Genomic DNA, 21,940 nt, shown 5'->3' with positions numbered 1-21,940 from the left:
GATTGAATTCATGACTAACGTTGCCGTTAGAAGACCGAATTTGAATGATGTAGATGAACTATATTTATTTTTCCGTATAGTTATTACGAATACATACAAAGATGAAGGATTGTCACAATTATTAGATGACATAGAAAATGAAATTAACTCAAAAAAGCAGTATTTGAAAAGTGACTTTGATAGTAACGGAGAAAGTCGTTACTTTTTATTAGCAATTGATACAAGTAACGATAAAATCATTGGAACAATCGAAATCGGTCCAGCAAGTACATTGATTAATAGTTGTACAGGTGGTGTACTTAAAAATTTGTATGAAATAGGAACTGTATTCATACTTCCGGAGTATCAGAGAAAGGGAATAGGGAGTTTATTACTACATACAATGTTTCTTACATTACTTAGCAGAGGGATAACAGAATATTGTTTAGATAGTGGATATAAAAATGCGCAAAGTATATGGATGAAAAAGTTTGGAAAACCTAGCTATGTATTGAAAGATTACTGGGGAGAATCCAGTGATCATATGATTTGGAAGAAAAGTTTACATGATACACCTATAATATTTGAATTATAAAATGAAATATGCCTCTGAACATAGCTTTTCTTACTTATGTATGCTATTATTTATCTTTATAATAAAAGAGGACGTGAATGAACTTGATTAAAATTAATATTCCTGAAGCTGATGTTTCAATTACTGAACGTAAACAAGTTATTAAAGGAGACGAGCCAATCATTACTCCAATTAATGGATTTATCGATTTCCACTTGTTCCCTAGAGATAAAGGCGGCATTTTTATGTTTTACAATATTAATGACGAACTTCTTTTCGTAGGTAAAGCTCGTAAAATTAGACAACGTATTAAGAAGCATTTTGAAGATAATGTTTCACCAATTAAAAATCACCGTGATGAAGTATACCGCATTGATGCATGTATCGTAGAAGATCCAACAGAAAGAGAAATTTACGAAACATATATCATTAATGAATACAAAGCGAAATATAACGTTGATAAAGTATTCTACAAATAATCAACATTAATAAAAAGCAATCCTAGCTAATATGCAAGGATTGTTTTTTATTTAGATTTATTCTTCATATCTTTCTCCTTTTTTCAAATGATTAGCGGCAACAAAACAGATTACACCTATAAATATAAGTACAATACCAACCGTTTTATGTTTTCCCTCAAAGAAAGGAATATCTGAAATAACATTTGTCATACATATTCCTAAAAATACAAGAATAGGGCCCACCCAAAGTAATACATTACCGAATTTTGTGTGCTTCCACATAATAACCCTCCTTAACCCTCTTTACATATATATCCATAAATAAAAAGTAAATTCATAGAGAAATATAGTTTTTTTCATATCGAAAATTTAACCCTCATATATTGGTACAAGCAAAAGAGAAAGGAGACCATCATGAATTGGTTAGAAGCTTTCATACTAGGTATAATTCAAGGTTTAACAGAATTTTTACCAATCAGTAGTACCGGACATCTTTATTTAGGAAGGCATTTGTTCCGATTAGATGAGGCTGGCTTATTTTTAGATACGATGCTGCATATTGGGACTTTACTTGCGGTTTTTATTTATTACAAAAAAGAATTTATATATTTAATTAAAAACCCATTTTCAAAGCTCATGTTATTACTTATCGTTGGGACAATACCCGCAGTTGTAATTGGTTTATTGTTTAAAGACTTCTTTGAAGATATTTCAAAAACAGGAATCACGATCGGTTGGGAGTTTTTAGTGACCGGATTCTTTCTCTACATGGCAGATAAACAAAAGAATGGTCGTAAAAAAATGGATGACATAACATATAAAGACGCATTAATTATCGGTTCATTTCAAGCTGCTGCTATTTTTCCAGCCATTTCCCGTTCTGGAATGACAATTGTCGCTGCATTATGGAGAAAATTAGACCGTGAAACTGCTGCTTACTTTTCTTTTTTACTATCGACACCAGCCATCGTTGGAGCTATCATTTTGCAATTTGTAGACGTTTTTCAAGGGAAAGCAGAATCTATTTCTAGTACATCTTTAATTGTCGGAACGTTATCAGCAGCGTTTTTTGGATACATAGCCGTTTCATGGATGATTCAATATTTAAAACGTCACTCCTTAAAAGTATTCGCGTATTACGTATGGGGATTAGGTATTTTAATTTTAATGTTGCAATTTACTGATGTATTTTAAGTATAATGATAAAGAAGTTAATTAGTTTAAGATCCTGTTTCATTCATACAAGGCCAGGATCTCTTTTTATTAAGGGGGAAAATATGTTTAATAAGGCTATCGTTATTGGTGGAAGTATGGCAGGAAAGTTTGCAGCAAAAGCATTATCAACTTCTTTTAAAGAAGTAATCATTATAGAAGCTGGTGAAAGATGGGATGGAAAGTCTTCGAGAAAAAGAGTTCCACAAAGTAATCATCCTCACGTGTTATTAAAAGGTGGAGAAAACACAATTGAAGAATTGTTTCCTAATATTACGAACGAATTAATAGAAGCGGGTAGTATTATAAACAACTTTACGCGTGATTTGAAATGGCATCAATTCGGTCTATGGAAACAACCGTTCATAGGGGAAGTACATATGATTCAACAAAGTCGTCCTTTGCTAGAATGGCATATTCAAAAACGAATACATCAAATTTCAAATATTACTATTAAATATGAAACATTGGTTAAAGGGTTATTGGTAGATGCAAAGCTTAACAAAGTGTGTGGAGTAAAAGTTAAATATTTAGAGACAAACACACAAGAAGAAGTTCATGCGGATCTTGTAGTTGATGCGAGTGGATTTGGCTCAAAAAGTATAGAGTGGCTACGAGAATACGAAATTAAAGTACAAGAAGAGAAAGTTCGTATTGATTTATTTTACGCAACGAAAATGTTCAAACTTAAAGAAAATGAGGAGTTAGACTGTTGTAATATGCTAATGTCTCCTAGTTTCCCTGATAACCCTTATGGCGTTCTTATTCAAACGATAGAAGATAATCGTTATTTTGTTACTTTTAGTGGATACGCAAATGAGAAAGCACCACAAACAGATGATGAGTTTTATGATTTTGCTGAAAATCTATCAATTTCTAATGTTACAGACTTCTTAAATAAGGCTGAGGGAATTACTGATATAAAGACATACAAAATTCCTTATCAAGTACGCCGGCGATTTGATTTAGTGAATAATGTACCAGAAGGATTATTAGTTATTGGAGATGCGCAATGTCGTTTTGATCCCGTTTTCGGCCAAGGCGTATCAGTTGCTGCTATGGAGGCTCACCAATTGCAATTACTTTTGCAAGATAGAAAACAACTTGATAAAACATTTACACAGCAATTTTATAAAAAGGCAGCTACTATAATAGAAACCCCTTGGGATATGACAACAACAGAAATATCACGTCACCCGCAACTAAAGAGAGAATTAACTACAAAACAAAAATTTCAACTATGGTATACGAAGCAAATATATCGACTATCCGCAAGTAATTCTGATGTTTATATTCGGTTAGTACGAGTGATGAATTTAATTCGTAGTCCATTTCATCTCTTTCATCCGAAAGTGCTACTATCTGTATTACTTAATCGAAAGAAATAGCAGGAATATAATTGATTAAAAAAGAATGTATAACAGTTAGTAAATCAAGAAGGAGAATACGGGATGGAAATATACATAGAGCAACTAAAGAAACAAGATGCTAAGGATTTATTTACGTTTGAACTTACAAATAAATCTTTTTTTGAAACAATGGTACCAAATCGTGGCTCGAAATATTTTGAATTTGAATATTTCCAAAAACTACTAGACGATTTATTAATTGAACAGGCAGATGGAGATTCTTATTTTTATTTAATTCGTAATGAAGAAAAAGAAATTGTAGGGCGAATCAATTTAGTAGATATAGATACGGAAACTCGAATTAGTTCGCTCGGGTATCGTGTCGGAGAAAAATTCACTAAAAAAGGAGTTGCAACAGCAGCCGTAAAATTAATTTTAGATGTAGCGGAAAATAATGAAATTACTGAAGTTTATGCTAAAACAACGACTAATAATCTCGCATCACAAATTGTACTAGAAAAAAGCGGATTTTCTTCTTATCAAAACGAATCAGATATAACATCTGTAGAATTAAATGGAGAACATGTGAAGTTTGTACACTATATTTGGAGAAATACTTCACACTTATAATAAGGAGGACTTATTCATGAATGATTTACGTTATCCAATTGGCCAATTTACATACAAACGTCCTATAACTGAAGAAATGATTGATACATGGATTCAAGAAATTGAAGATTTACCTAATGAACTAACAAGGGCAATTAAAGATTTAGATCAGAAGCAGTTAGATACACCATATCGCGTTGGAGGTTGGACTGTACGTCAAGTAGTTCATCACGTCGTTGATAGCCATATGAATAGCTACATACGCTTTAAATTAGCACTGACAGAAAAGAATCCAACTATTAAGCCGTATAAAGAAGAGAAATGGGCAGAGTTACCTGATTCAAAATTACCGGTAGATGTTTCACTAGTAATGCTAGATTCATTACATAAAAGATGGGTTAATCTTTTATATTCTCTAGAAATTGAAGATTTAGAAAAGACATTTAACCATCCTGAAACTGGTGAAACAAAACTTGCTGTTGCAATAGGACTATATGCATGGCATGGTCGTCACCATACCGCTCATATTACTTCTTTAAGAAAGCGTCTAAATTGGTAACATGGAGATTATATTAGAAAAGGTGACAGAAACTGATGCAGAAGTTATATTTCAAATGCAAATAGACTCATTTAGCTCTTTATTACATAAATATAAAGACTATGAAACAAATCCAGCAAATGAAACTATTGAAAAAACTATTTTTAGAATAAATAATCCCAGCAGTAATTTTTATAAGGTGATAATAGATTCGAAACTTGTTGGAGCGATATGTATATCCGCAAAAGAACTACCTTATAAATTTTGGATTAGTCCAATGTTTATTCATCCAATCTATCAAGGGAAAGGAATTGCTCAGAAGGTACTTATTTTAATTGAAGAAATGTTTCCAGAAGCACGAAGTTTTGAACTTGCTACGATTTTAGAAGAAGAAAGAAATTGTTTTCTATACGAGAAAATGGGGTATAAAAGAACAGAAGTAATAAAGAAATTAAATGATAAAACTACACTTGTTTATTACAAAAAAGAAAGGTAAAGCATTTAAAATACGCTTTACCTTTTTATGTTATTTTAGATTAAATATACAAAAATAATGTATGTTCTTCCAAAATACTCGGGTTAGTAATTTTGAAAATGAATAAAGATACAAAAACCACTACTTTGTCGTAAAGGTTACTAGCGCTTTTTGAATGCTTAAAATACTATCGTCACCTTTAAATTCTTTCGTAATTGGTTCCTCCATACTAGACACCCAAATTTTAAGTTCTGCATCTAAATCAAAATGCCCAGCCGTTTCGATGCTATATTGTGTAATACTTTTATAAGGAATAGAATGGTATTCTGTTTTTTTGCCAGTTACTCCTTGTTTATCTACTAATATAAGACGACGATTTGTAAATACGATTAGATCACGAATTAATTTATAAGCATGCTCTACTTTTTCATCGTCTAGCATAATCTTCTCTAAATCACGTTCTACACTTTCAGAACTCGTATTTGATGCATTTCCTAAAATACCGCTAAATAAACCCATATTAAATTCCTCCTTTAATATATGTGGAATGAATTACTTATATTGTAACATGTTACTCACAAAGATATTATCACATTACTTTAGTAGTTTCTGGTTATTGTTGTAATTAGTTTATATAACCTCATCTTAAAATCTTATGCTAATATGAAATTAAGAAAAAAGAAGCAGAGGGATATAGAATGAAGAATATCGGTTTAGTATTAGAGGGCGGAGGAATGAAAGGTTTATATACTGCAGGTGTACTCGAATATTTCATGGAAAAGAACTTATTCTTTCCATATGTAGTCGGCGTATCAGCTGGAGCCTGTATGGGAGCAACCTATTTGTCGCGTCAACAAGGGAGAAATAAGAAAGTAAATACAGAGCTAGTATCAGATTACAGGTATATATCTTATCGAAATTTAATTCGAAAACGTGAATTATTTGGAATGGACTTTTTATTTGATGAAGTACCTAATAAAATTGTTCCATTTGATTTTCAAACTTTCTTAAACTGTAATGAACAATTTATTATAGGGACGACTGATTGCGAATCAGGACAAGCTGTTTATTATAATAAAAAAGAACATGGAAATGATATTTTAAAAATCATCCGTGCATCCAGCTCTGTGCCGTTTATAGCACCTGCTGTAGAATATGATAACCGAAAATTACTAGATGGAGGAATTATAGATCCTATACCAGTTTTAAAAGCTCAAACTGATGGTTATGAAAAGAACGTTGTAATTATGACAAAGCCAGAAGGATACGAGAAGCAGCGAAATAAATTTTCTGGTCTAGCTAAAATTCTATATAGAAAATATCCGAAAATCGCAGAGAATTTAGTAGACCATTATCGTTTTTATAACGAGACGATATCTTATATGAATCAAGAAGAACAAAAAGATAATTTTTATGTAATTCAACCCAGTGTACAGCTTCCTATAAGCGGAATAGAAAGAAATAAGGAAAAGCTCGTTAATTTATATAATCTTGGGTATATCGATGCTCAATATCATTATGAAAACTTATTAAATTGGCTAGAGAAATAAAGGAGTGGTAGGTAAAAAGGTTATTTTTAATGAATTGCAGAACATGCCTAGTCTACTGTATAAACCGTTTCCGAATTGTGACATTCATAAGAAAAGATTTTAATAATACGTTTACAGAAGATGATTGTATAAGCGCTGATTTAAATTATTATTGGATGCATACAGCAGGTACTTTAAGTTACGTGCTTAATAATAATGAACAGGAGATTGTGTTTAATCAAATTAAGTGGCTAAGAAAATCGTTTTTTGAGTGGTTTCCGCAATATTGTTTTCTAGAAACAGAGATTATGAATTATCCCATTTTATATAGAGATTTCATGAATTATGAAAAGACCCGTAAGCTATTACTTTATTATCTTACTGAATAAAAATTAAAACGTACAAGTGATGCTACTTGTACGTTTTTTGTTCATAGAATATACAATATTAACACCTTGTCCATGTAGGTATTTTAACGAGAAAAAAGAAGTACATATAGAATATGTAAGAGGGAGGAGATAGAAGCTTGTTAGCTGTTTTCCTTTCAATTCATGTCCAACTCAAATATTTCGAGTAAAATTCGTTTCTAAATGGTATTATCAAATATCAAGAAAACTAATTTAGAAACGAAGAAGGGACAGGTTTAATATGGAAAACGTATCAAATGTAGATAAAGTAGAATCTATACAGTCTTTACAGTCAACAATCCGTAAACTTGAAAATGCACTATCTCAGATGACTCAAAAAGGTGCAAATACTACATTAGTGAAAAAAAGACTCAAAGCAGCTAGTATCGGCTTAGCTATGTTAGAAAGTATTTGGAATCAAGAAACCCATCATTACACCCAAGAGGATTTAGCAGACGCTCGAAATGTTCTAATTGGTTTGTTGCCATCAATTGAAAAGATTTATGTTAAGTCAAAGCTTGGGAGTCCTCAAAGAACACTGTTAGAAAGAAGAATAAAATCATTGGAACTTTCTATTCAAGCAATTGATCATCTTTCTAATCAATAACTTCTCTAAACACATAACTTACGACTACTTTTATATAGAAATTCTAATGAAAAAACTACATATAGAATACTACAAAGGAGAAAGAGAGGTGATGGAGAAGGTACCAATAAAGCGTCTGTGTTAAAAATAGGTATGGACGTGCAGTATAGCAGTCGTTTTCCTTCAAATGATTATCCATCCGGAAAGATTGAAACATATTCTTTTTATAGTTCGATTTTAAATAACACACGTAAAATTCATATTTATACGCCTCATGATTATTCTCACACTTCACATCTTCAAGAACTTCTCATTGTATTTGATGGGAATTCATTCATAACCTTCCAATCGCAAAAACACTTAATTATTTAATTTACAAAAATGAAATCCCATCTTGTATTGCTGTTGCTATTGATCCTGTCGATCGATTAGAAGAGCTAACTTATAATGATAAAATGAATGCATTTTTCAAGGAGGAATTACTTCCGTGGTGTGCATCAAGAAGCAAAACATACAACAATTGCTGGTTTCAGTCTTGGTGGCTTAGCAGCTTTTTATGCAACACTTCAAAATCCACATGTTTTCGGAAATGTGTTGTCAATGTCTGGATCCGTACATTGGAAAAAAGATGATTATGAAAATGCAATTCCTTGGATTGAAAATCAAATTTAATCAATAGATTCTAATGCGACTCATCTCTATTCTTACATAGCAGTAGGAGAACTTGAAAACAAACCTCTTTTAACGGCTAATAGACGTCTGTATAAAGCTTTAAAAGAAAAGGAATACCAAATTACTTATGAAGAGTTTCAAGGCGGTCATGATAGCGTGTGGTGGCGAGAAAAGCTATTCGAAGGATTAAGGGCATTGAATTTTACAAAAACGACACTAAAAAATAAAAAGGAGAGAGAAGCTATGAATCAAGAAGAACTAGATAAAAAACTAAAAAAGCAAGAGATTTTAGTAAAAGATGAGAAAGTTTGGTCGTATACGTATGAGGATCATATTAGTTCTATCGTTAAACAAGCAGAACAGAAAGGAGCTTTTGATAATTTACCTGGTAAAGGTAAACCTCTTAATCTCGATAAAGATCTTTCTTACAATCCTGAAAAACAACTTTATAGAACTTTAGCAAATAATCATGTTTTACCAAGGTGGATTGAGCTTTCAAAAGAAATTGACGATTTAAAAGAAAGACTAAAAGAAAATACAAATGCGGCAGAAGCAGCGGATTTAATTCGAACTATTAATAAAAAGGTTTTAGAACACAATTTACTTTGTCCACCAAGTGCGCAAAAAACGAGGGTGAAAACGGACTTTTAACAATTTTTCACAAAGCTATTTCTTGCTATATAATTAAGTAAGGCATTTTCAATTCATTACTAAAGGGAGGCAAATGTGATGAAGAATACGTATCAACTTCAAATTCCGACAGAACTAGAGCAGTATCGTAGTATTTTAGAAGAAAGTATAAAACCGTATGTTAAAGTGTCTGGAACATTAGCAGAGACAACACTTTTTGAGAGTAAGTTTGGTGGTTATCCGTATTTACCTATAGATCAAGAGCATCCTAAAGACTCAAATGGACAACCTATGATGCTACTTGCGCAGTTAAACTTTGAAGAAATTCCGCATGTTGAATATATGCCTCAAAAGGGAATGTTACAGTTTTTCGTAAGTGCTGATGATGAGCTTTATGGAGCAGATTTTGATCATCCAACAATCCAAAAAGACTTTCGAATTATTTATCATTCTACAATTATAGAAGATTTAAATAAGGTAATTACTGATTTTAGTTATTTAAACACTTTAGAATTAGAAGACTTTATCATACCTGAAGCAGCAAAACTGAATTTTGAGTTAGCTTATCAACCAGTAACACCAAGAGATTATCGATTTGAAATGATTTTTAGTGATAACATTGATTGGGAAGAAATTGTTGATGAAGAAAATAATACAGAATTAGGCGAACTGTATGATGATTTATGTAAAGATCAAGGACATAAAATTGGTGGATATCCAACAGATCCGAGAGAATGGGAAGAAAAATACCAGCAACATGACATATTATTGCTGCAAATTGATACAGACGATTCATTAAATATTATGTGGGGCGATTCTGGGGTTGCTAATTTCTTTATACGTAAGGAAGAGCTGTTAAATCTAGATTTTTCCAATGTCATTTACAATTGGGATTGTTACTAGAAGATATAAATAAAATAATAGCAAATAAAAAATCTTCCTGAAGGTGAGGAGGATTTTTTTTATGTTAAAAATAAGCGTTATGTTAACTAGGATAAGAAACAATGAGTGTAATGAAAGTCAAGCCTAAATAACAGAAATAACAACAAATAATGTGAAGTTGTAAAACGTGTGCAAATAGCAATAAATTCATAAAGTAAAACATAAAATATAATTATTAATTTATATTTTGTATAGAAATAATTTTTCTGTATAAAAAATTTCTTGTCGATCAAAAATGTTTTTGATTCGATAATTCTTAATGGATTATTGATTTGAATTTGCTGTGATGGATTTATAGCAAAATAAATGATAAAAACTGTAGAAATTCGTTTAGATAAGATTTTGTGTAAATCTCACTAAAAATCTCTGTTTCGTCTCATTAAGTATAGTTTACTTGGTTTTTGATACCCGATATCGCTTTGTTCCTATAACTGCCTATAATATATATTATGTCTACTAGTAAAAAATAATAAACTTATTATAAGTTAGTTTAGTTTGGTATACTTCCCTTTTCTTTATTTATTAATGAAAAGTTCGTTGATGCTGGATTAGTATAAATAATAATTAATAAAACATAATAAAAAGCAACTTGTTTAATTATTAAATTTAAACAAGTTGCTTTGAAATTGACTAAACTATATTTATAATTTGTTTGCTTTAGGAATTACTTTGATTTTAATTAATAATTTATCGTGAATTTTAATTTTATAATTGAACTTGTTTGTGAATTATTCGATCATCATTACAATTATTCTTTTTCTTGAAAAATATTGTATTTACGCTTTAAATGCAAACCTTTATTTTTATAAATCCACTGTGAAAATTTATTAACATTATTTTTACCACTTAGGTAAATACGATATTGTTTTTCTTTGTCAACAAAACTTAATTGGAATTTATTATTCTCAAGGATATCTTTAAAAGAATTCATAAAATTATATGATCCTCCAACAAAGCTAACAAAGTATTTATGAGAATTAACATGACCATCCCCATCAAAATACCCACGAACAAAGTGATGCAAATATTCTTCTGGTACAAAAGGAAATTCGATGTTAAATGATTTACATGGCATAATTCCGTGCATGTTCATAAGGTCGTCTTTTATTGTTTTGCTATTAATATTTAGCATATATACACCTGTTTTTTTGTTTTGGTATAGCGGCTGATTTGTTTTTAGTTCTTTTTTTATATCTTCTAAAATATAACTTTCTTTTTGTGATATACTGACGCATTGATTTTCTTTTTGTATAACGCCGTCAGCTGCTATAAATCCTAAAATATAAGCCATATTATTTGACCAAGTTTTAAAATAATTTTCTTTTATGTCATACTTTCTCTTCCAACTCCCTATAGCGCGCCTTGGGACGTTGCTGTCTGATAAAACCATACGAATATACCTTGCAGACACATTAGCAATGTGTAGCAATCTCTGAGGTGCTTTTCCCCTCTGCATATAGCTGCGTTATCTCAGATTTTGATAGTTTACATTTTGATTTCTTTTTTCGCTCTATGTGCACTTACATCCTCTCCTTCCTTTCTTTTATTAGAGACATATTTTCTTCTATAACATACAATGAAACATACGTTCTTTGTTGCGTATAAGAAGGAATTTACTAAATAAAAACAATTTACATGTACTTAATATTTGTCTTAGCTGCTGCTATGCGATTTGTACTTTATAGATACAAATAATGAATTTGACGGATTTATGAAATACAAGGCATTTTAGATGAAAGGTAAAATAATATAGTTTAAACTACAAATAGCTACAATAACAACATACGTAAATTGTTAATCGTAAAAAGGAGAACGAATGAATAAGAAATATACAAATCAAATTCATACTGATATGAGTTTTAAACCGAAAGATATTATAAGTTTAATGACGGATTACTTTAAAATAAAATCAAAGCTGCGTCCTATAAAGGATTTGCCTGTTGTTTTATCAAATAAAGATAATGAAGCGTTAGAGAGTGTTACATGGTTTGGCCATTCTGCTTCTCTTTTGAAAATAGAAGGTAAAAAACTGTTATTAGACCCGATGTTTGGAGATGCCTCTTCCCCATTTCCCTTGTTCAATAGTAAGCGTTATAGTGGTGCTTTTTCTTTAGAACGTGATGACCTTCAAAAAATTGATGCGATTATCATTTCTCATAATCACTATGATCATTTGAATTACAAAAGTATTATGCAGTTAAAAAATCGCGCAAAACACTTTTATGTTCCAACTGGAGTTGCACAATATCTTATTAAATGGGGTGTTTCACCTAGTAAAATTAGTGAGCATAATTGGTGGGACGAAATTACGTTTGATAATATTAAGTTAGTATGTGCGCCTGCAAGGCATTTCTCTGGACGTGGTATGACAGATAGAGATCGTTCATTATGGTGTTCATGGCTTATTCTTGGTCAAGAGACTAAAATTTTCTTTAGTGGTGATAGCGGTTATGCCCCTCACTTTAAGGAAATTGGTGATAAATACGGTCCATTCAATCTTACATTAATGGAATGCGGGCAATATGATCCGAGGTGGTCTGCTATTCATATGTTGCCTGAAGAAACGGTACAAGCTCATATTGATGTTAAAGGAGAATTACTTCTTCCGATTCATTGGGGTGCTTTTACGTTAGCATTACACGAATGGAGTGACCCGATAGAACGTGTTACGAAAGAAGCTAACCGTTTAGGAGTTAAAATTACAACGCCACAAATTGGTGAATCTATTACGTTAAAATCTACAGACTATCCTTTATCCGCTTGGTGGAAGGAAATTTAATTTTAAAATATAAAAAGAGCGAATCCTCTTATAAAGAATTCGCTCTTTTTTCTGTATTTAAACTTATTTCACTATATTGGATCTCCCACTATCTAATACTCTATTTGCTGGTACACTGGACATTTCAACCACTGTATTCATACTCTTATCAGTCAGTTCAATGAGTTCGTTTTCATGTTTTATTTTATTTAAATCCCACACCATCCCATGAAATTCATTATGTTGACCACTTACCTGTATAATGCTTTTTGTTTTATTTGAAGGCTGTATTTGAAGGTTTGTAAATTGATTCCCACTAATTTCATTTGGCGTAGTTACTTGACTATCCATATAAATCATATTTACACAGTCTTCTAAAGAAAAGTTCATAAAACGATTGGCATTTATCCAAGCTTGTCCGGTGCTCGGTTTTTTCGCTACTAATTTCAGTCCAGTTTCCATTCCTACAACTTTAATATTTTCGAAGTTAACAAACGAAATTTCATTTTCTTTTCCAGCAGAGTATAAAGAAATTCCGGTACCTTTATTCGTTTCCGTCCAATTGATAATATTTATATCTTTTATTTGTGTTTTGTTCCAAGTGTTATAATATTTATTTTTACCGTCTAAATAAATAACTTCAGAGTTAAATTTAGGATCGTCAATAGTTATATACGCTCCTTCAATGGATGCGTTTTTCTCTAGTTCTAAAACTCTAAAGTTTCCCTCAACTACAAATTGGGATCCATAACCAAATAATAATTTCACACCTTTTTTAACAATGATTGGTGACGTGATTTTATACTTTTTATCATCAAGCAATACAGTTTTAATTTTACTAGACTCTGCTTTATTAATAGCAGATTGTATTTTTATTGAATCATTTTCCCCTTTAAAGTTTTCTACATACAAGTTAGTACTTTTAGCTGCATAGTCTTTTTTGTTGTATTGATAAAAAGCAAAAATAATTAAAACTATACCAATGAGTAAAACAATTATTTTCTTCATCGTACTCACCCCATATCGATTAATCTATGGCTTTTATATTCAGGTTATTATTATTTTGCTTTGTATTTCAGATTACCATTGCTGCTTTGTCTATTAATCCCTTCCTCTATCCTTAATAAGCTCTTACTGGCGATATAAGATGTACTGCTGCAGATTGCTCTCCTGCTTCAATCAATATCGGTCGCATAGAACCTCCAAAACTTAAAGTAATCGTTTCTTCTTTTATTGCTCTTAAAGCATCAACCATAAAACGCCCATCGAAAGATATATTTAATTGTTTTTCACCTTGAATCGCATCTATTTGTTGCGTTTCAGATATTTTCCCAATTTGAGAAGCGTTTGAAGAAATTTTAATTGTGGATTCGTTTATGATTTCTAAGTTAACATTGTTATTAGCCCATTCACTTGCTAATAAACTTGATCGGTCTACACCTTGTAATATCTTTTTTCTATCTACGTTAATAATCGTTTTAAAATCATTTGGAATAAGGTTAGAAATATTAGGATATTTCCCTTCAATTAGTCTTGAATATAATGTAGTTGTTCCGAGCGTAAATATAATATGACTCTCTGAAAGGTAGATATATACGAATTCCGAATTGCTGTTCATTAATTTTAGAAGTTCACTAATGGTTGCGCTTGGTACAATACAATTTGCTTTTACATCTGAGGAAAGTAATGTTTCGCGTATCGCTAGTCTATGTGAGTCAGTTGCAGCGCAAATTAACTTATTATTAGATAACTCTATATGCACCCCAGTAAGAACAGGTCTAGATTCATTTTTTGCTACCGCAAAGACTGTTTGTTTAAATACTTCAATCAATTGCTCTGTCTCTACCTTGATTTCTGCATGATTGTCTATAAGCGGTACATTCGGAAACTCATCTGCAGGAAATCCATTTAAACTTAATGTGATTTCTTCTGATTGTATCTTAATAGTTTGCTCATTCTTACTTTTTATTGCGATATCACTTGGCATTTTCTTTATTATTTCAATGAAATACTTTGCAGGTACAACAATAGTTCCTACCTTTAAAATAGTTGCAATCTTTTCGTCTTCAATTGAAACAGGAATGAATTTTTCAATAAAAATATTTGAGTTACTTGCAATTAAAGTAATTCCAGATTGATCTGCAGTTATTTTTATACCAGATAATATAGGAATTAAAGATTTTGTTGATATTGCTTTGTTGACTTCTGAAAGTGCTTGAGTGAATTGTTTGTGATTAACGATAAACTCCATGTTTCCCCCGCCTTACATGAGATAATATTTTTATGAAGATTGATGAACGATTGTTCCGTTAAAAAAATAAGGTATTGTTTCTTTCTTTTGTAATAAATATAGTAAATGTTCTGGTATGCGTAAATACGGTGCTGCTATATGTAATTCCATCCAAGTAATCTCTTCGATTTCTTTTGGCCTTGATATATATGTCTCCCCGCCGATTATTTCGCCTAGAAAATTAAAGAAAATTGCATGATGATCTCTTTCCTCGAAAAAGGCTTCACTGATAGAACAAATCCCGTTTACGTTTATATGTAACCCTGTTTCTTCTTTTACTTCTCGAATTACTGCTTCTTCTAATGTTTCTCCTAGTTTAACTGCGCCACCTGGTAATGTATAATAAGAACCATTTTCCCCTTTGTTTTTTACCATTAAGATCTTTTCATTAGTTTTATCGTACAAAATCGCGTATGTAACATTAACTTTTTTCATATGTACCTCCTCTATTTTAAATAAAAGGAATTTTCTGTCTTCTATTCATTCTACCATTAACTCCTTTTAATATATATAAGTTAGTTAAGTCTTGCCTTTACCGCTATTGTTGGAGTTAATAAGAATAGGCTACTGATATAAAAAAAAGAACGTACCTTAGGAAGATTATCCAAAGTACGTTCTTGCAGTTTTAGTATAAAAATTGATTCAATTAATACTGAAATTAATAATAACCTCGCCCTTATTGCATTTGTATTTCAAATACTAACGTTAACAAATTCTATATACTTTTTAACCGTTTTTCTAAATAATAATGATTATGTCCTTTCGGATGATCTTCACTTACTCCAATTACTTTATATCCATGTTTCTTATAAAAATCAGGTGCTTGGAAACTAAAAGTATCTAAATTAATTAACCTACACCCTTTTTCAATTGCAAATTCTTCAATAAGCTTTATTAACTTGCTTCCGTAACCTTCATGCCTATATTCTTCAGAAACCCATAGAAAGTCAACGTGTACATGGTGCCAAAAAGTTATTGCCGTTACCCCACCTACTATTTCTTCTTTTTCATTTCTTACTATGAAACTAACCTTTTCTGAAGGTGTTTTTTCTTCATCTGCAAGATATTTTTGATTGTATTCAATTACTTTCTCTCTTATGTAATCACTATCTTCTTGTACCCACTGCTGTACTATTTTCATTTTAAGTGTCACGCTCCTTTTTACTTATCTATTCAATTTTATAATGAAATTGTCCTGTCTTTAATAAGTTCGTAAAGAAGCAAAGTTAATGGAATAAAAAAGAGCCCTAACATGAGGACTCTTTTTAAAATTAAGCTACTTTCCGATGTAAATGTTTTAGTTCCTTTTTCTTTTCTACATTTGGTGGGCGGATTAATATTGAAATAATGAAGGAAATAACACTTAAAACACCGATTATAATGAAAGTTGGTTGAAATCCCCCGAGTATCGCTCCAATAAATGATCCTGCAAGCGCACCAAATCCGAAACCTTGGTAGACAATCCCGTAATTTGTACTATGGTTTTTTAATCCAAAGAAATCTCCGACAATAGCTGGGAATATAGTTATATTACCGCCGAAGCAAAAGGCGACACTTGCTACACAAGCAAAATAGATTCCGTAATTTAGCGGAATAAAACTTAAAGTAAAGACTGACAATCCTATAATAATAAACGTTGCAGAGACAATTTTCATTCGGCCGATTTTATCTGATAACGTCCCAAGAATAATTCTACCTACTGTATTAAAAATTGCAATCATAGCAACGGCGTTTGCAGCGGTTGCTGCGCTAAGTCCAACGAGTTGTACACCGATATCTTTTACCATACTGATTAAATACAAACCACCCATACACGAGGTGAATAACATAAAAAATAGCAGATATACTTGTTTCGTTCGCATCATTTCACGCGGAGTATAGTCATGGTGCAATGTTTCAGTTACAGCATTACTTACAATTGCCTCACGTAAGAAGAACGATCCGATTAACACTAAAAGTAACACGATAATACCCCAATATAAGAATGCTTGTGATACACCAAGGTTATCGATAAGATTTCCGTTTATATATCTAAAGATTAAGCTGCCCATTCCATACGCTGATACAGATATACCTGAAATAAGCCCTTTCCGATTTGGAAACCATTTAATTAAATTAGATAGTGATGTAATATAAGCTGTTCCATCCGCATAACCAACAACAACACCAGCTAATAAATATAATAGTGGTAAGGAAGAAACTTGTGAACTAAGTATTAAGCCGAGTCCTAAAACAATTCCTGCAGTAGCAATAAGTTTCCGAAGTCCTAATTTTTTCTGCAATTTTGCTGCAAATAAAGTTGAGAATGATAAAGAAAAACTTGTTATAGAGAAAGTTATCGCTACTGAATTAAGATTCCATCCAAACTTACTTACAAGGGGTTGATTAAATAAACTCCATGTATAAATTGTTCCAAGGCCAATTTGAACAATGATTGTACCTAGAACAATTAGTAACGGATTTATAGAAGTTTGTTTCATACTAACTGTCCCCTTCTTTTATCTTGACATAGATTTTCACAGTTAGTATATCCATCGTAAATTGCAAGATACTGTACGGAAAATGGTAATTAAGTTCATATACACAAAAAGACACTTCATAAAGAAGTGTCTTTTGCAGGTTATATCAGATGTTTCTAAAGAAAGCTTTGTTAAGATAAGCCATTTTCGAATGCTTATGTATATATGTTATCAAATAATTTCTTATATGTGATGAGACTTAAGACGTATTTTTCATTCATCATATAGTCGGATGAAAAATTAATATTCGATTTCATCAAAATCCTTCGGCTGCGGTACAGTTTGCATATTAGCTGCATCTTTAGGATCGCTATAAATTGCATTTTGCTCTGTATTTACATCTTTTATATTTTGTTTTTTATTTTTGTTCACTTTATCTTTCACTTACAATCACTCCTTTTTGTTATAGGAGTAATTATGCCCTATTACCGTTACTAAATGTATCAGCGACTAAATTACTAAATTCACGTAAATAATATAAGTAATTATCACCGCCGTAGTTATATCTTTTGTTATACATTTTTGCAACAACTACATTATATTCAGGTATTACTAAAATAGTCGGTCCAGTAATCCCTAATATTTGATATGACCCTTTTGGAACACGTTCACCAAGTTCGCTTAATTGTGCAGGTTCATTTTGAACGAACCAAAACAAGCCATTTTGTGGTAGCTCTTTATTTACATATGTTGGACTCTGCAAACTCGTAGCGATTTTTATAACTTCTTTTGGAACAATTTGCTTACCGTTTATCACACCTTGATTTAAATGAAGATTGCCCCAATAAGCAAATTCTCTAGCTGAGACAAACAGATTTTTTTCAGTACCGTCATCTACCGTACCAATTTCACTAGTCGCGTCTTCATTTGGATTATTAACAACGTCAACTAAATTTTCATCTCGCTGAACTCTCCAACCTGTTTCTTGAAAATTAGCAGGCTTAAAAACACGCTCCTTTAACAATTCAGGAAAACTTTTGTTATATAGCTGATAAATAAGACGTGTCATCATTCTTACATTAATATCTCTATATGCCCATGCTTGTCCCGGTTCAAATTCACGAAAAATTGTCCCGTCATTCATTTCTTCTAATCCGTGCGAATGTGTTACTAAATGTCTTATCGTTGTTTTACCAAGCAATGCAGGATTAAAGTCTTTAAAATATTTTATCGCTTCATCATCAATAGAGTTTATTTTCCCCTCGTAAAGCGCATACGCTATCATTAATCCTAAATAACTTTTTCTAGCAGAAGCAACGTTGAACTGCGAAGATGCGGTTACTTTTTTATTAGTCGATGTATTTGAGTGATAACCGCTATAATGCTCTAATACGACTTTATTATTTTTTATAATACAAATTGCTGTAGCAGAACTATGATTTTTTCTTTTATATTCTCTACCCAAGAAATCAACTTATCATATGTATACAAATAAATCCCCCTTAATACACATCAAAATTACAGCATGAAAGAAAAGTATAAACAGTATTTACACCTTTCTTTCATATAAAATATTAATGATGTACTATATTTAAATAATCCACCAGTTCCAGCAATTAAAGCAACCAAAACATCCGGCACAACCTACGCAACCACCACATCTGCCGCCGCCGCAACCGCCACAGCGTCCGCCACAACCTCCGCATCCGCCACAACGACGTGCATCGCCTTGGATGTAATAATATGGATATTGACTTTGTTGTTGATCCCAATACACAACATTACCAGTTTGATAATCATTAAGGTTTAATGTTTGTAATTCATGTTGAAACTGATTCATTACGAACCCCTCCATTTATAAATATAAATTTCGCCCAAACGTTAAAGTTTATATATTTTTGTAAACAAAATAGAAACAAGACTATAGACTAAATGCGTACATCAACAAAATATGAACTTACACTAGGTGATGTACCTTGTTTTTTAGCCTATTTTCTTTATATCCTTGCGATGGACGTATTTACTATAAATAAAGTGATTTAAAAATTACTAATCCAACAATTTAGTAGTTCATCACTTAACTTTCTTTCTAGTAATTCCTTCACTAATGGCATTGGCATGATTTCATAATGATTTAAGGCTTCTTTATTATAATCTATCCAGTGAAATGCTAAATGAGACTCGCTAGATTTCGGTGTTAAGTCCGTATGTAAATCTTGTGACTCTACTTCAAAAATGTGGTTAATTTCATGATGAAGCACTTCTTTATCTTGCCATTGATTTTCTATGACTCCTAAAAATTGTTGTATACTACAGTTTACTCCAAGTTCTTCCCTTAGCTCTCTTATTAATGCATTCTCTGATGATTCTCCAATTTCAACATGGCCACCAGGTAAAAAATAATGATGGCCGATATATTCAGCAACTAATAATTTCCCATCTTTTATCATGACTGCTCGTACAATATGATGGAATTTACTTTTCAATTGAAATCCCTCCTAGTTATTCAATGTATAGTTGCTCAAAATAGTCATTTAGTATTGGTATAATATAAATCATAGGTGTTTCATACGGATGCATATCATTAATAACTTCAAGAGCATCTTTTACAAGTTCTCGTTTACACTTTATTTCAACTTTACATTCTTGCCCTTCGCATATTCGACCAATTTCTCCATTAAAAGGAGATGCCTCGTCTAAAGGTCTCCAATATCCTTTCACTGAACTATAGGAAAGACAATGGTCATATTCACCCGTTTTACATGCTCCAATTTTATTTAATTCATCCCTTAATGTTTCAATATATTCTTCAGGAATGAACACTTCAATTTTCACTTCAGTAAATTGCATATTTCATTTCACGCCTTTACTTCATAATAGTTAAACAAATAGACGATATACTTGCTCTCCATCATATTCATGTCCTAATGATATGAAACCATATCGTTCATATAATTTCTTTGCAGAGAGATTATCTTTATGTACGGTTAATCTTATTTCTTTACACGCCTTAAACGTATTTTTTATTAAATAAATACTTTCTTGTAATGCCGCTTTTCCATAACCATTACCTTGCTGCGATTGATCAATAATAAATCCGTTAATCCAATACATATCCGATGTCTCTATTACAACAGCATGCATAACAAAACCAACCATAAGGTCACCATCGTATATAGCAAATGGTATGTATTCTACATTGTCACCATCTGGTTTTATATATACTTTAGCAAGCGAAACTGCTACGGATGGAACAAATTTCAACTGATTTTCTTTTACTTGTAACTTTAATGTATCTTCCCAATTCTCTCTCGTAACAACCTTTAACTGGACATTCAATATTGTAAGCTCCTTTATAAAGAGGATATATTTTTATATTCAACGTAGTGAAATAATTCCCTTTTTCGACAACAGCTTATAACATGATTTTTATAAAATCTTGAATGAATTTTTGTTCATCTATTTCTAAAGCTATACGGGCTCCTTCAGATTTAGAGTTAGGGCGAAAATCAGCAAATGTTTGTCCTTTCGTATCTCCGTATGTATCTACATTCACTGTACGATGCGCAAATTCAAAAAAACTTTGGTTAACTAATCCACTTATAGCAACCACATCATGAAGCAATGGCCCTTCGATAGATGGATTAAGTTTTTGGTATGCAGAAAAATAGTAATCATACATTGGTTTCATTATCGTATGGAATGGATTCTTTGAATTAGCTTGAATATAGTCAAACACATTTGGTGTTAACACAGCTTTGTTTGTTACATTTAAAGGGAATATTAATAAATTCTTTGCTTGATGGAAAACAATTTTACTTGCTATAGGATCTCCATACACATTTGCCTCTGCTAACGGCGTAACGTTTCCTACTTCTAAAAAAACACCACCCATGAAATAGATTCCTTTTACATTTAGCATTAAATCATTCCATAAATTAAAAGCAATTGCTAACGAGGTAGATCTTCCTACATCAACAATTGTCAAATCTTTTCCGTACTTTATAAGAATCGCAGCAATACTGCCGAAATTATATATCGGAATAGATAATACATTTTCTGGAACATGGATAGGCCCTAATCCTTCTGCTCCGTGAATTTCAGGGTAGTACGTAGTAATTTCTTCTGTAAGTGGTTTTGTTGCACCACTAATGACAGGAATGTCTTGTCTATTTGCTAACTGCAAAATATACGCTGCATTATGTGCAGCATGTATATGCTCAACATTTCCGTATCCAGTTACAATACCGACAATTTCAATTTCGGGATGCAGTAAACCATACATAATGGCAAATGAGTCATCAATACCTGGGTCTCCGAAAAATAATACTTTTTCCAAGAAATACGCTCCTCTCACGAAAAAATTGAGTCATTAGTAACTATGTATATGAAAAAAGCAAGTATATCTATGCAAATTTTAGAATGGATAATGTTTTACAAAATATTAAAAAGGAACTAGCGTATGCTAAT

25 protein-coding genes and 4 pseudogenes are annotated in these 21,940 nt (G+C 31.7%); 14 read left to right on the top strand and 15 right to left on the bottom strand.

Annotated features, from left to right (window positions below):
• Nucleotides 1-10: 10 nt before the first annotated feature.
• Both DN407_RS13165 and DN407_RS13160 read left to right on the top strand, forming a co-directional pair.
• A complete protein-coding gene (locus tag DN407_RS13165) occupies nucleotides 11-574 on the top strand; it encodes a GNAT family N-acetyltransferase (protein WP_000185958.1) in 564 nt (187 codons plus the stop codon).
• Between the two features lie 77 nt (nucleotides 575-651).
• Entirely contained in the window at nucleotides 652-1,032 is a 381-nt protein-coding gene (locus DN407_RS13160; RefSeq protein WP_001048941.1) for a nucleotide excision repair endonuclease, read from the top strand.
• A gap of 57 nt (nucleotides 1,033-1,089) precedes the next feature.
• Here DN407_RS13160 and DN407_RS13155 read toward each other — a convergent pair whose 3' ends face one another.
• On the bottom strand, nucleotides 1,090-1,296 hold the full coding sequence (locus DN407_RS13155) for a hypothetical protein (RefSeq protein WP_087947672.1): 207 nt from the start codon (nucleotides 1,294-1,296) through the stop codon (nucleotides 1,090-1,092).
• A 132-nt stretch (nucleotides 1,297-1,428) separates the two neighbouring features.
• On the opposite strand from DN407_RS13155, the gene DN407_RS13150 reads away from it, so the two are divergent.
• The 5 genes from DN407_RS13150 (at nucleotide 1,429) to DN407_RS13130 (ending at nucleotide 5,218) form a co-directional block, all read left to right on the top strand.
• Nucleotides 1,429-2,208 (top strand): undecaprenyl-diphosphate phosphatase, encoded by a 780-nt coding sequence (locus tag DN407_RS13150; protein WP_001104298.1) that lies wholly within the window; start codon nucleotides 1,429-1,431, stop codon nucleotides 2,206-2,208.
• An 83-nt stretch (nucleotides 2,209-2,291) separates the two neighbouring features.
• Nucleotides 2,292-3,614: an FAD-dependent oxidoreductase gene (locus DN407_RS13145; protein ID WP_000482063.1), complete on the top strand. Its 1,323-nt coding sequence runs from the start codon at nucleotides 2,292-2,294 to the stop codon at nucleotides 3,612-3,614.
• Between the two features lie 63 nt (nucleotides 3,615-3,677).
• Nucleotides 3,678-4,205, top strand: coding sequence for a GNAT family N-acetyltransferase (locus tag DN407_RS13140; protein WP_000409239.1), 528 nt, complete (start codon nucleotides 3,678-3,680; stop codon nucleotides 4,203-4,205).
• 16 nt (nucleotides 4,206-4,221) lie between these two features.
• Nucleotides 4,222-4,743, top strand: a complete 522-nt coding sequence (locus tag DN407_RS13135) for a YfiT family bacillithiol transferase (protein WP_000999082.1) — start codon at nucleotides 4,222-4,224, stop codon at nucleotides 4,741-4,743.
• 1 nt (nucleotide 4,744) lies between these two features.
• Nucleotides 4,745-5,218 carry a GNAT family N-acetyltransferase gene (locus DN407_RS13130; RefSeq protein ID WP_002005126.1) on the top strand — a complete coding sequence of 158 codons (474 nt, stop codon included), beginning with the start codon at nucleotides 4,745-4,747 and terminating at the stop codon, nucleotides 5,216-5,218.
• Between the two features lie 120 nt (nucleotides 5,219-5,338).
• Here DN407_RS13130 and DN407_RS13125 read toward each other — a convergent pair whose 3' ends face one another.
• A complete protein-coding gene (locus tag DN407_RS13125) occupies nucleotides 5,339-5,716 on the bottom strand; it encodes a PH domain-containing protein (protein WP_000522476.1) in 378 nt (125 codons plus the stop codon).
• A 179-nt stretch (nucleotides 5,717-5,895) separates the two neighbouring features.
• On the opposite strand from DN407_RS13125, the gene DN407_RS13120 reads away from it, so the two are divergent.
• The 6 genes and pseudogenes from DN407_RS13120 to DN407_RS13095 all read left to right on the top strand — a co-directional run bounded on the left by DN407_RS13120 (nucleotide 5,896) and on the right by DN407_RS13095 (nucleotide 9,924).
• Entirely contained in the window at nucleotides 5,896-6,747 is an 852-nt protein-coding gene (locus DN407_RS13120; RefSeq protein WP_149216358.1) for a patatin-like phospholipase family protein, read from the top strand.
• 43 nt (nucleotides 6,748-6,790) lie between these two features.
• A pseudogene (locus DN407_RS13115) lies at nucleotides 6,791-7,115 on the top strand (YxiJ-like family protein).
• Nucleotides 7,116-7,374: 259 nt separating this feature from the next.
• Nucleotides 7,375-7,740, top strand: coding sequence for a hypothetical protein (locus tag DN407_RS13110; RefSeq protein ID WP_000432685.1), 366 nt, complete (start codon nucleotides 7,375-7,377; stop codon nucleotides 7,738-7,740).
• Nucleotides 7,741-7,833: 93 nt separating this feature from the next.
• Nucleotides 7,834-8,610, top strand: a pseudogene (locus DN407_RS32135) (alpha/beta hydrolase); the annotation flags it as partial.
• A 24-nt stretch (nucleotides 8,611-8,634) separates the two neighbouring features.
• A complete protein-coding gene (locus DN407_RS32130; RefSeq protein WP_033667379.1) occupies nucleotides 8,635-9,042 on the top strand; it encodes a DnaJ family domain-containing protein in 408 nt (135 codons plus the stop codon).
• Nucleotides 9,043-9,120: 78 nt separating this feature from the next.
• Nucleotides 9,121-9,924, top strand: a complete 804-nt coding sequence (locus tag DN407_RS13095) for a YwqG family protein (RefSeq protein WP_149216357.1) — start codon at nucleotides 9,121-9,123, stop codon at nucleotides 9,922-9,924.
• 787 nt (nucleotides 9,925-10,711) lie between these two features.
• On the opposite strand, the pseudogene DN407_RS13090 reads toward DN407_RS13095, so the two are convergent.
• A pseudogene (locus tag DN407_RS13090) lies at nucleotides 10,712-11,483 on the bottom strand (LAGLIDADG family homing endonuclease).
• Between the two features lie 296 nt (nucleotides 11,484-11,779).
• On the opposite strand from DN407_RS13090, the gene DN407_RS13085 reads away from it, so the two are divergent.
• Nucleotides 11,780-12,742, top strand: coding sequence for an MBL fold metallo-hydrolase (locus DN407_RS13085; protein WP_149216355.1), 963 nt, complete (start codon nucleotides 11,780-11,782; stop codon nucleotides 12,740-12,742).
• 63 nt (nucleotides 12,743-12,805) lie between these two features.
• On the opposite strand, the gene DN407_RS13080 is transcribed toward DN407_RS13085, so the two are convergent.
• From DN407_RS13080 to DN407_RS13030, 12 genes and pseudogenes are all read right to left on the bottom strand, one after another.
• Nucleotides 12,806-13,729 carry a hypothetical protein gene (locus DN407_RS13080; RefSeq protein WP_000721076.1) on the bottom strand — a complete coding sequence of 308 codons (924 nt, stop codon included), beginning with the start codon at nucleotides 13,727-13,729 and terminating at the stop codon, nucleotides 12,806-12,808.
• Nucleotides 13,730-13,841: 112 nt separating this feature from the next.
• The gene (gene dnaN / locus DN407_RS13075) at nucleotides 13,842-14,972 is read right to left on the bottom strand and encodes a DNA polymerase III subunit beta (RefSeq protein WP_000394482.1); all 1,131 of its coding nucleotides are present in this window, start codon (nucleotides 14,970-14,972) and stop codon (nucleotides 13,842-13,844) included.
• A gap of 30 nt (nucleotides 14,973-15,002) precedes the next feature.
• Nucleotides 15,003-15,446: an NUDIX hydrolase gene (locus DN407_RS13070; protein ID WP_097998134.1), complete on the bottom strand. Its 444-nt coding sequence runs from the start codon at nucleotides 15,444-15,446 to the stop codon at nucleotides 15,003-15,005.
• A gap of 280 nt (nucleotides 15,447-15,726) precedes the next feature.
• Nucleotides 15,727-16,152 (bottom strand): GNAT family N-acetyltransferase, encoded by a 426-nt coding sequence (locus DN407_RS13065; RefSeq protein WP_000706906.1) that lies wholly within the window; start codon nucleotides 16,150-16,152, stop codon nucleotides 15,727-15,729.
• A gap of 130 nt (nucleotides 16,153-16,282) precedes the next feature.
• Complete coding sequence (locus DN407_RS13060; RefSeq protein WP_149216354.1) at nucleotides 16,283-17,491, bottom strand: L-lactate MFS transporter; 1,209 nt, start codon at nucleotides 17,489-17,491, stop codon at nucleotides 16,283-16,285.
• A 279-nt stretch (nucleotides 17,492-17,770) separates the two neighbouring features.
• The gene (locus DN407_RS31635) at nucleotides 17,771-17,914 is read right to left on the bottom strand and encodes a hypothetical protein (RefSeq protein ID WP_000653680.1); all 144 of its coding nucleotides are present in this window, start codon (nucleotides 17,912-17,914) and stop codon (nucleotides 17,771-17,773) included.
• A gap of 31 nt (nucleotides 17,915-17,945) precedes the next feature.
• A pseudogene (locus tag DN407_RS13055) lies at nucleotides 17,946-18,961 on the bottom strand (serine hydrolase domain-containing protein).
• Nucleotides 18,962-19,061: 100 nt separating this feature from the next.
• A complete protein-coding gene (locus DN407_RS13050; protein WP_001071345.1) occupies nucleotides 19,062-19,310 on the bottom strand; it encodes a heterocycloanthracin/sonorensin family bacteriocin in 249 nt (82 codons plus the stop codon).
• Nucleotides 19,311-19,509: 199 nt separating this feature from the next.
• Nucleotides 19,510-19,956: an NUDIX domain-containing protein gene (locus tag DN407_RS13045; RefSeq protein ID WP_098283932.1), complete on the bottom strand. Its 447-nt coding sequence runs from the start codon at nucleotides 19,954-19,956 to the stop codon at nucleotides 19,510-19,512.
• A 16-nt stretch (nucleotides 19,957-19,972) separates the two neighbouring features.
• Nucleotides 19,973-20,320: a divalent cation tolerance protein CutA gene (gene cutA / locus DN407_RS13040; RefSeq protein WP_098283931.1), complete on the bottom strand. Its 348-nt coding sequence runs from the start codon at nucleotides 20,318-20,320 to the stop codon at nucleotides 19,973-19,975.
• Between the two features lie 30 nt (nucleotides 20,321-20,350).
• A complete protein-coding gene (locus tag DN407_RS13035; RefSeq protein ID WP_098607609.1) occupies nucleotides 20,351-20,809 on the bottom strand; it encodes a GNAT family N-acetyltransferase in 459 nt (152 codons plus the stop codon).
• Nucleotides 20,810-20,885: 76 nt separating this feature from the next.
• Entirely contained in the window at nucleotides 20,886-21,809 is a 924-nt protein-coding gene (locus DN407_RS13030; RefSeq protein ID WP_000416780.1) for a nucleoside hydrolase, read from the bottom strand.
• Nucleotides 21,810-21,940 lie beyond the last annotated feature (131 nt).

Origin of the sequence: Bacillus sp. JAS24-2 (assembly GCF_008274905.1) — a bacterium.
Classification (GTDB): domain Bacteria; phylum Bacillota; class Bacilli; order Bacillales; family Bacillaceae_G; genus Bacillus_A; species Bacillus_A cereus.
The sequence above is the reverse complement of the archived record's forward strand: the minus strand, read 5'-3'. Positions and strand labels throughout refer to the sequence as shown.

What these genes read in the sequence shown, in the direction of transcription:
- DN407_RS13165 (WP_000185958.1), top strand. Translation starts at nt 11, where the DNA reads ATGACTAACGTTGCCGTTAGAAGACCGAATTTGAATGATGTAGATGAA.
- DN407_RS13160 (WP_001048941.1), top strand. Translation starts at nt 652, where the DNA reads ATGAACTTGATTAAAATTAATATTCCTGAAGCTGATGTTTCAATTACT.
- DN407_RS13155 (WP_087947672.1), bottom strand. Translation starts at nt 1,296, where the DNA reads ATGTGGAAGCACACAAAATTCGGTAATGTATTACTTTGGGTGGGCCCT.
- DN407_RS13150 (WP_001104298.1), top strand. Translation starts at nt 1,429, where the DNA reads ATGAATTGGTTAGAAGCTTTCATACTAGGTATAATTCAAGGTTTAACA.
- DN407_RS13145 (WP_000482063.1), top strand. Translation starts at nt 2,292, where the DNA reads ATGTTTAATAAGGCTATCGTTATTGGTGGAAGTATGGCAGGAAAGTTT.
- DN407_RS13140 (WP_000409239.1), top strand. Translation starts at nt 3,678, where the DNA reads ATGGAAATATACATAGAGCAACTAAAGAAACAAGATGCTAAGGATTTA.
- DN407_RS13135 (WP_000999082.1), top strand. Translation starts at nt 4,222, where the DNA reads ATGAATGATTTACGTTATCCAATTGGCCAATTTACATACAAACGTCCT.
- DN407_RS13130 (WP_002005126.1), top strand. Translation starts at nt 4,745, where the DNA reads ATGGAGATTATATTAGAAAAGGTGACAGAAACTGATGCAGAAGTTATA.
- DN407_RS13125 (WP_000522476.1), bottom strand. Translation starts at nt 5,716, where the DNA reads ATGGGTTTATTTAGCGGTATTTTAGGAAATGCATCAAATACGAGTTCT.
- DN407_RS13120 (WP_149216358.1), top strand. Translation starts at nt 5,896, where the DNA reads ATGAAGAATATCGGTTTAGTATTAGAGGGCGGAGGAATGAAAGGTTTA.
- DN407_RS13110 (WP_000432685.1), top strand. Translation starts at nt 7,375, where the DNA reads ATGGAAAACGTATCAAATGTAGATAAAGTAGAATCTATACAGTCTTTA.
- DN407_RS32130 (WP_033667379.1), top strand. Translation starts at nt 8,635, where the DNA reads ATGAATCAAGAAGAACTAGATAAAAAACTAAAAAAGCAAGAGATTTTA.
- DN407_RS13095 (WP_149216357.1), top strand. Translation starts at nt 9,121, where the DNA reads ATGAAGAATACGTATCAACTTCAAATTCCGACAGAACTAGAGCAGTAT.
- DN407_RS13085 (WP_149216355.1), top strand. Translation starts at nt 11,780, where the DNA reads ATGAATAAGAAATATACAAATCAAATTCATACTGATATGAGTTTTAAA.
- DN407_RS13080 (WP_000721076.1), bottom strand. Translation starts at nt 13,729, where the DNA reads ATGAAGAAAATAATTGTTTTACTCATTGGTATAGTTTTAATTATTTTT.
- dnaN (WP_000394482.1), bottom strand. Translation starts at nt 14,972, where the DNA reads ATGGAGTTTATCGTTAATCACAAACAATTCACTCAAGCACTTTCAGAA.
- DN407_RS13070 (WP_097998134.1), bottom strand. Translation starts at nt 15,446, where the DNA reads ATGAAAAAAGTTAATGTTACATACGCGATTTTGTACGATAAAACTAAT.
- DN407_RS13065 (WP_000706906.1), bottom strand. Translation starts at nt 16,152, where the DNA reads ATGAAAATAGTACAGCAGTGGGTACAAGAAGATAGTGATTACATAAGA.
- DN407_RS13060 (WP_149216354.1), bottom strand. Translation starts at nt 17,491, where the DNA reads ATGAAACAAACTTCTATAAATCCGTTACTAATTGTTCTAGGTACAATC.
- DN407_RS13050 (WP_001071345.1), bottom strand. Translation starts at nt 19,310, where the DNA reads ATGAATCAGTTTCAACATGAATTACAAACATTAAACCTTAATGATTAT.
- cutA (WP_098283931.1), bottom strand. Translation starts at nt 20,320, where the DNA reads ATGCAATTTACTGAAGTGAAAATTGAAGTGTTCATTCCTGAAGAATAT.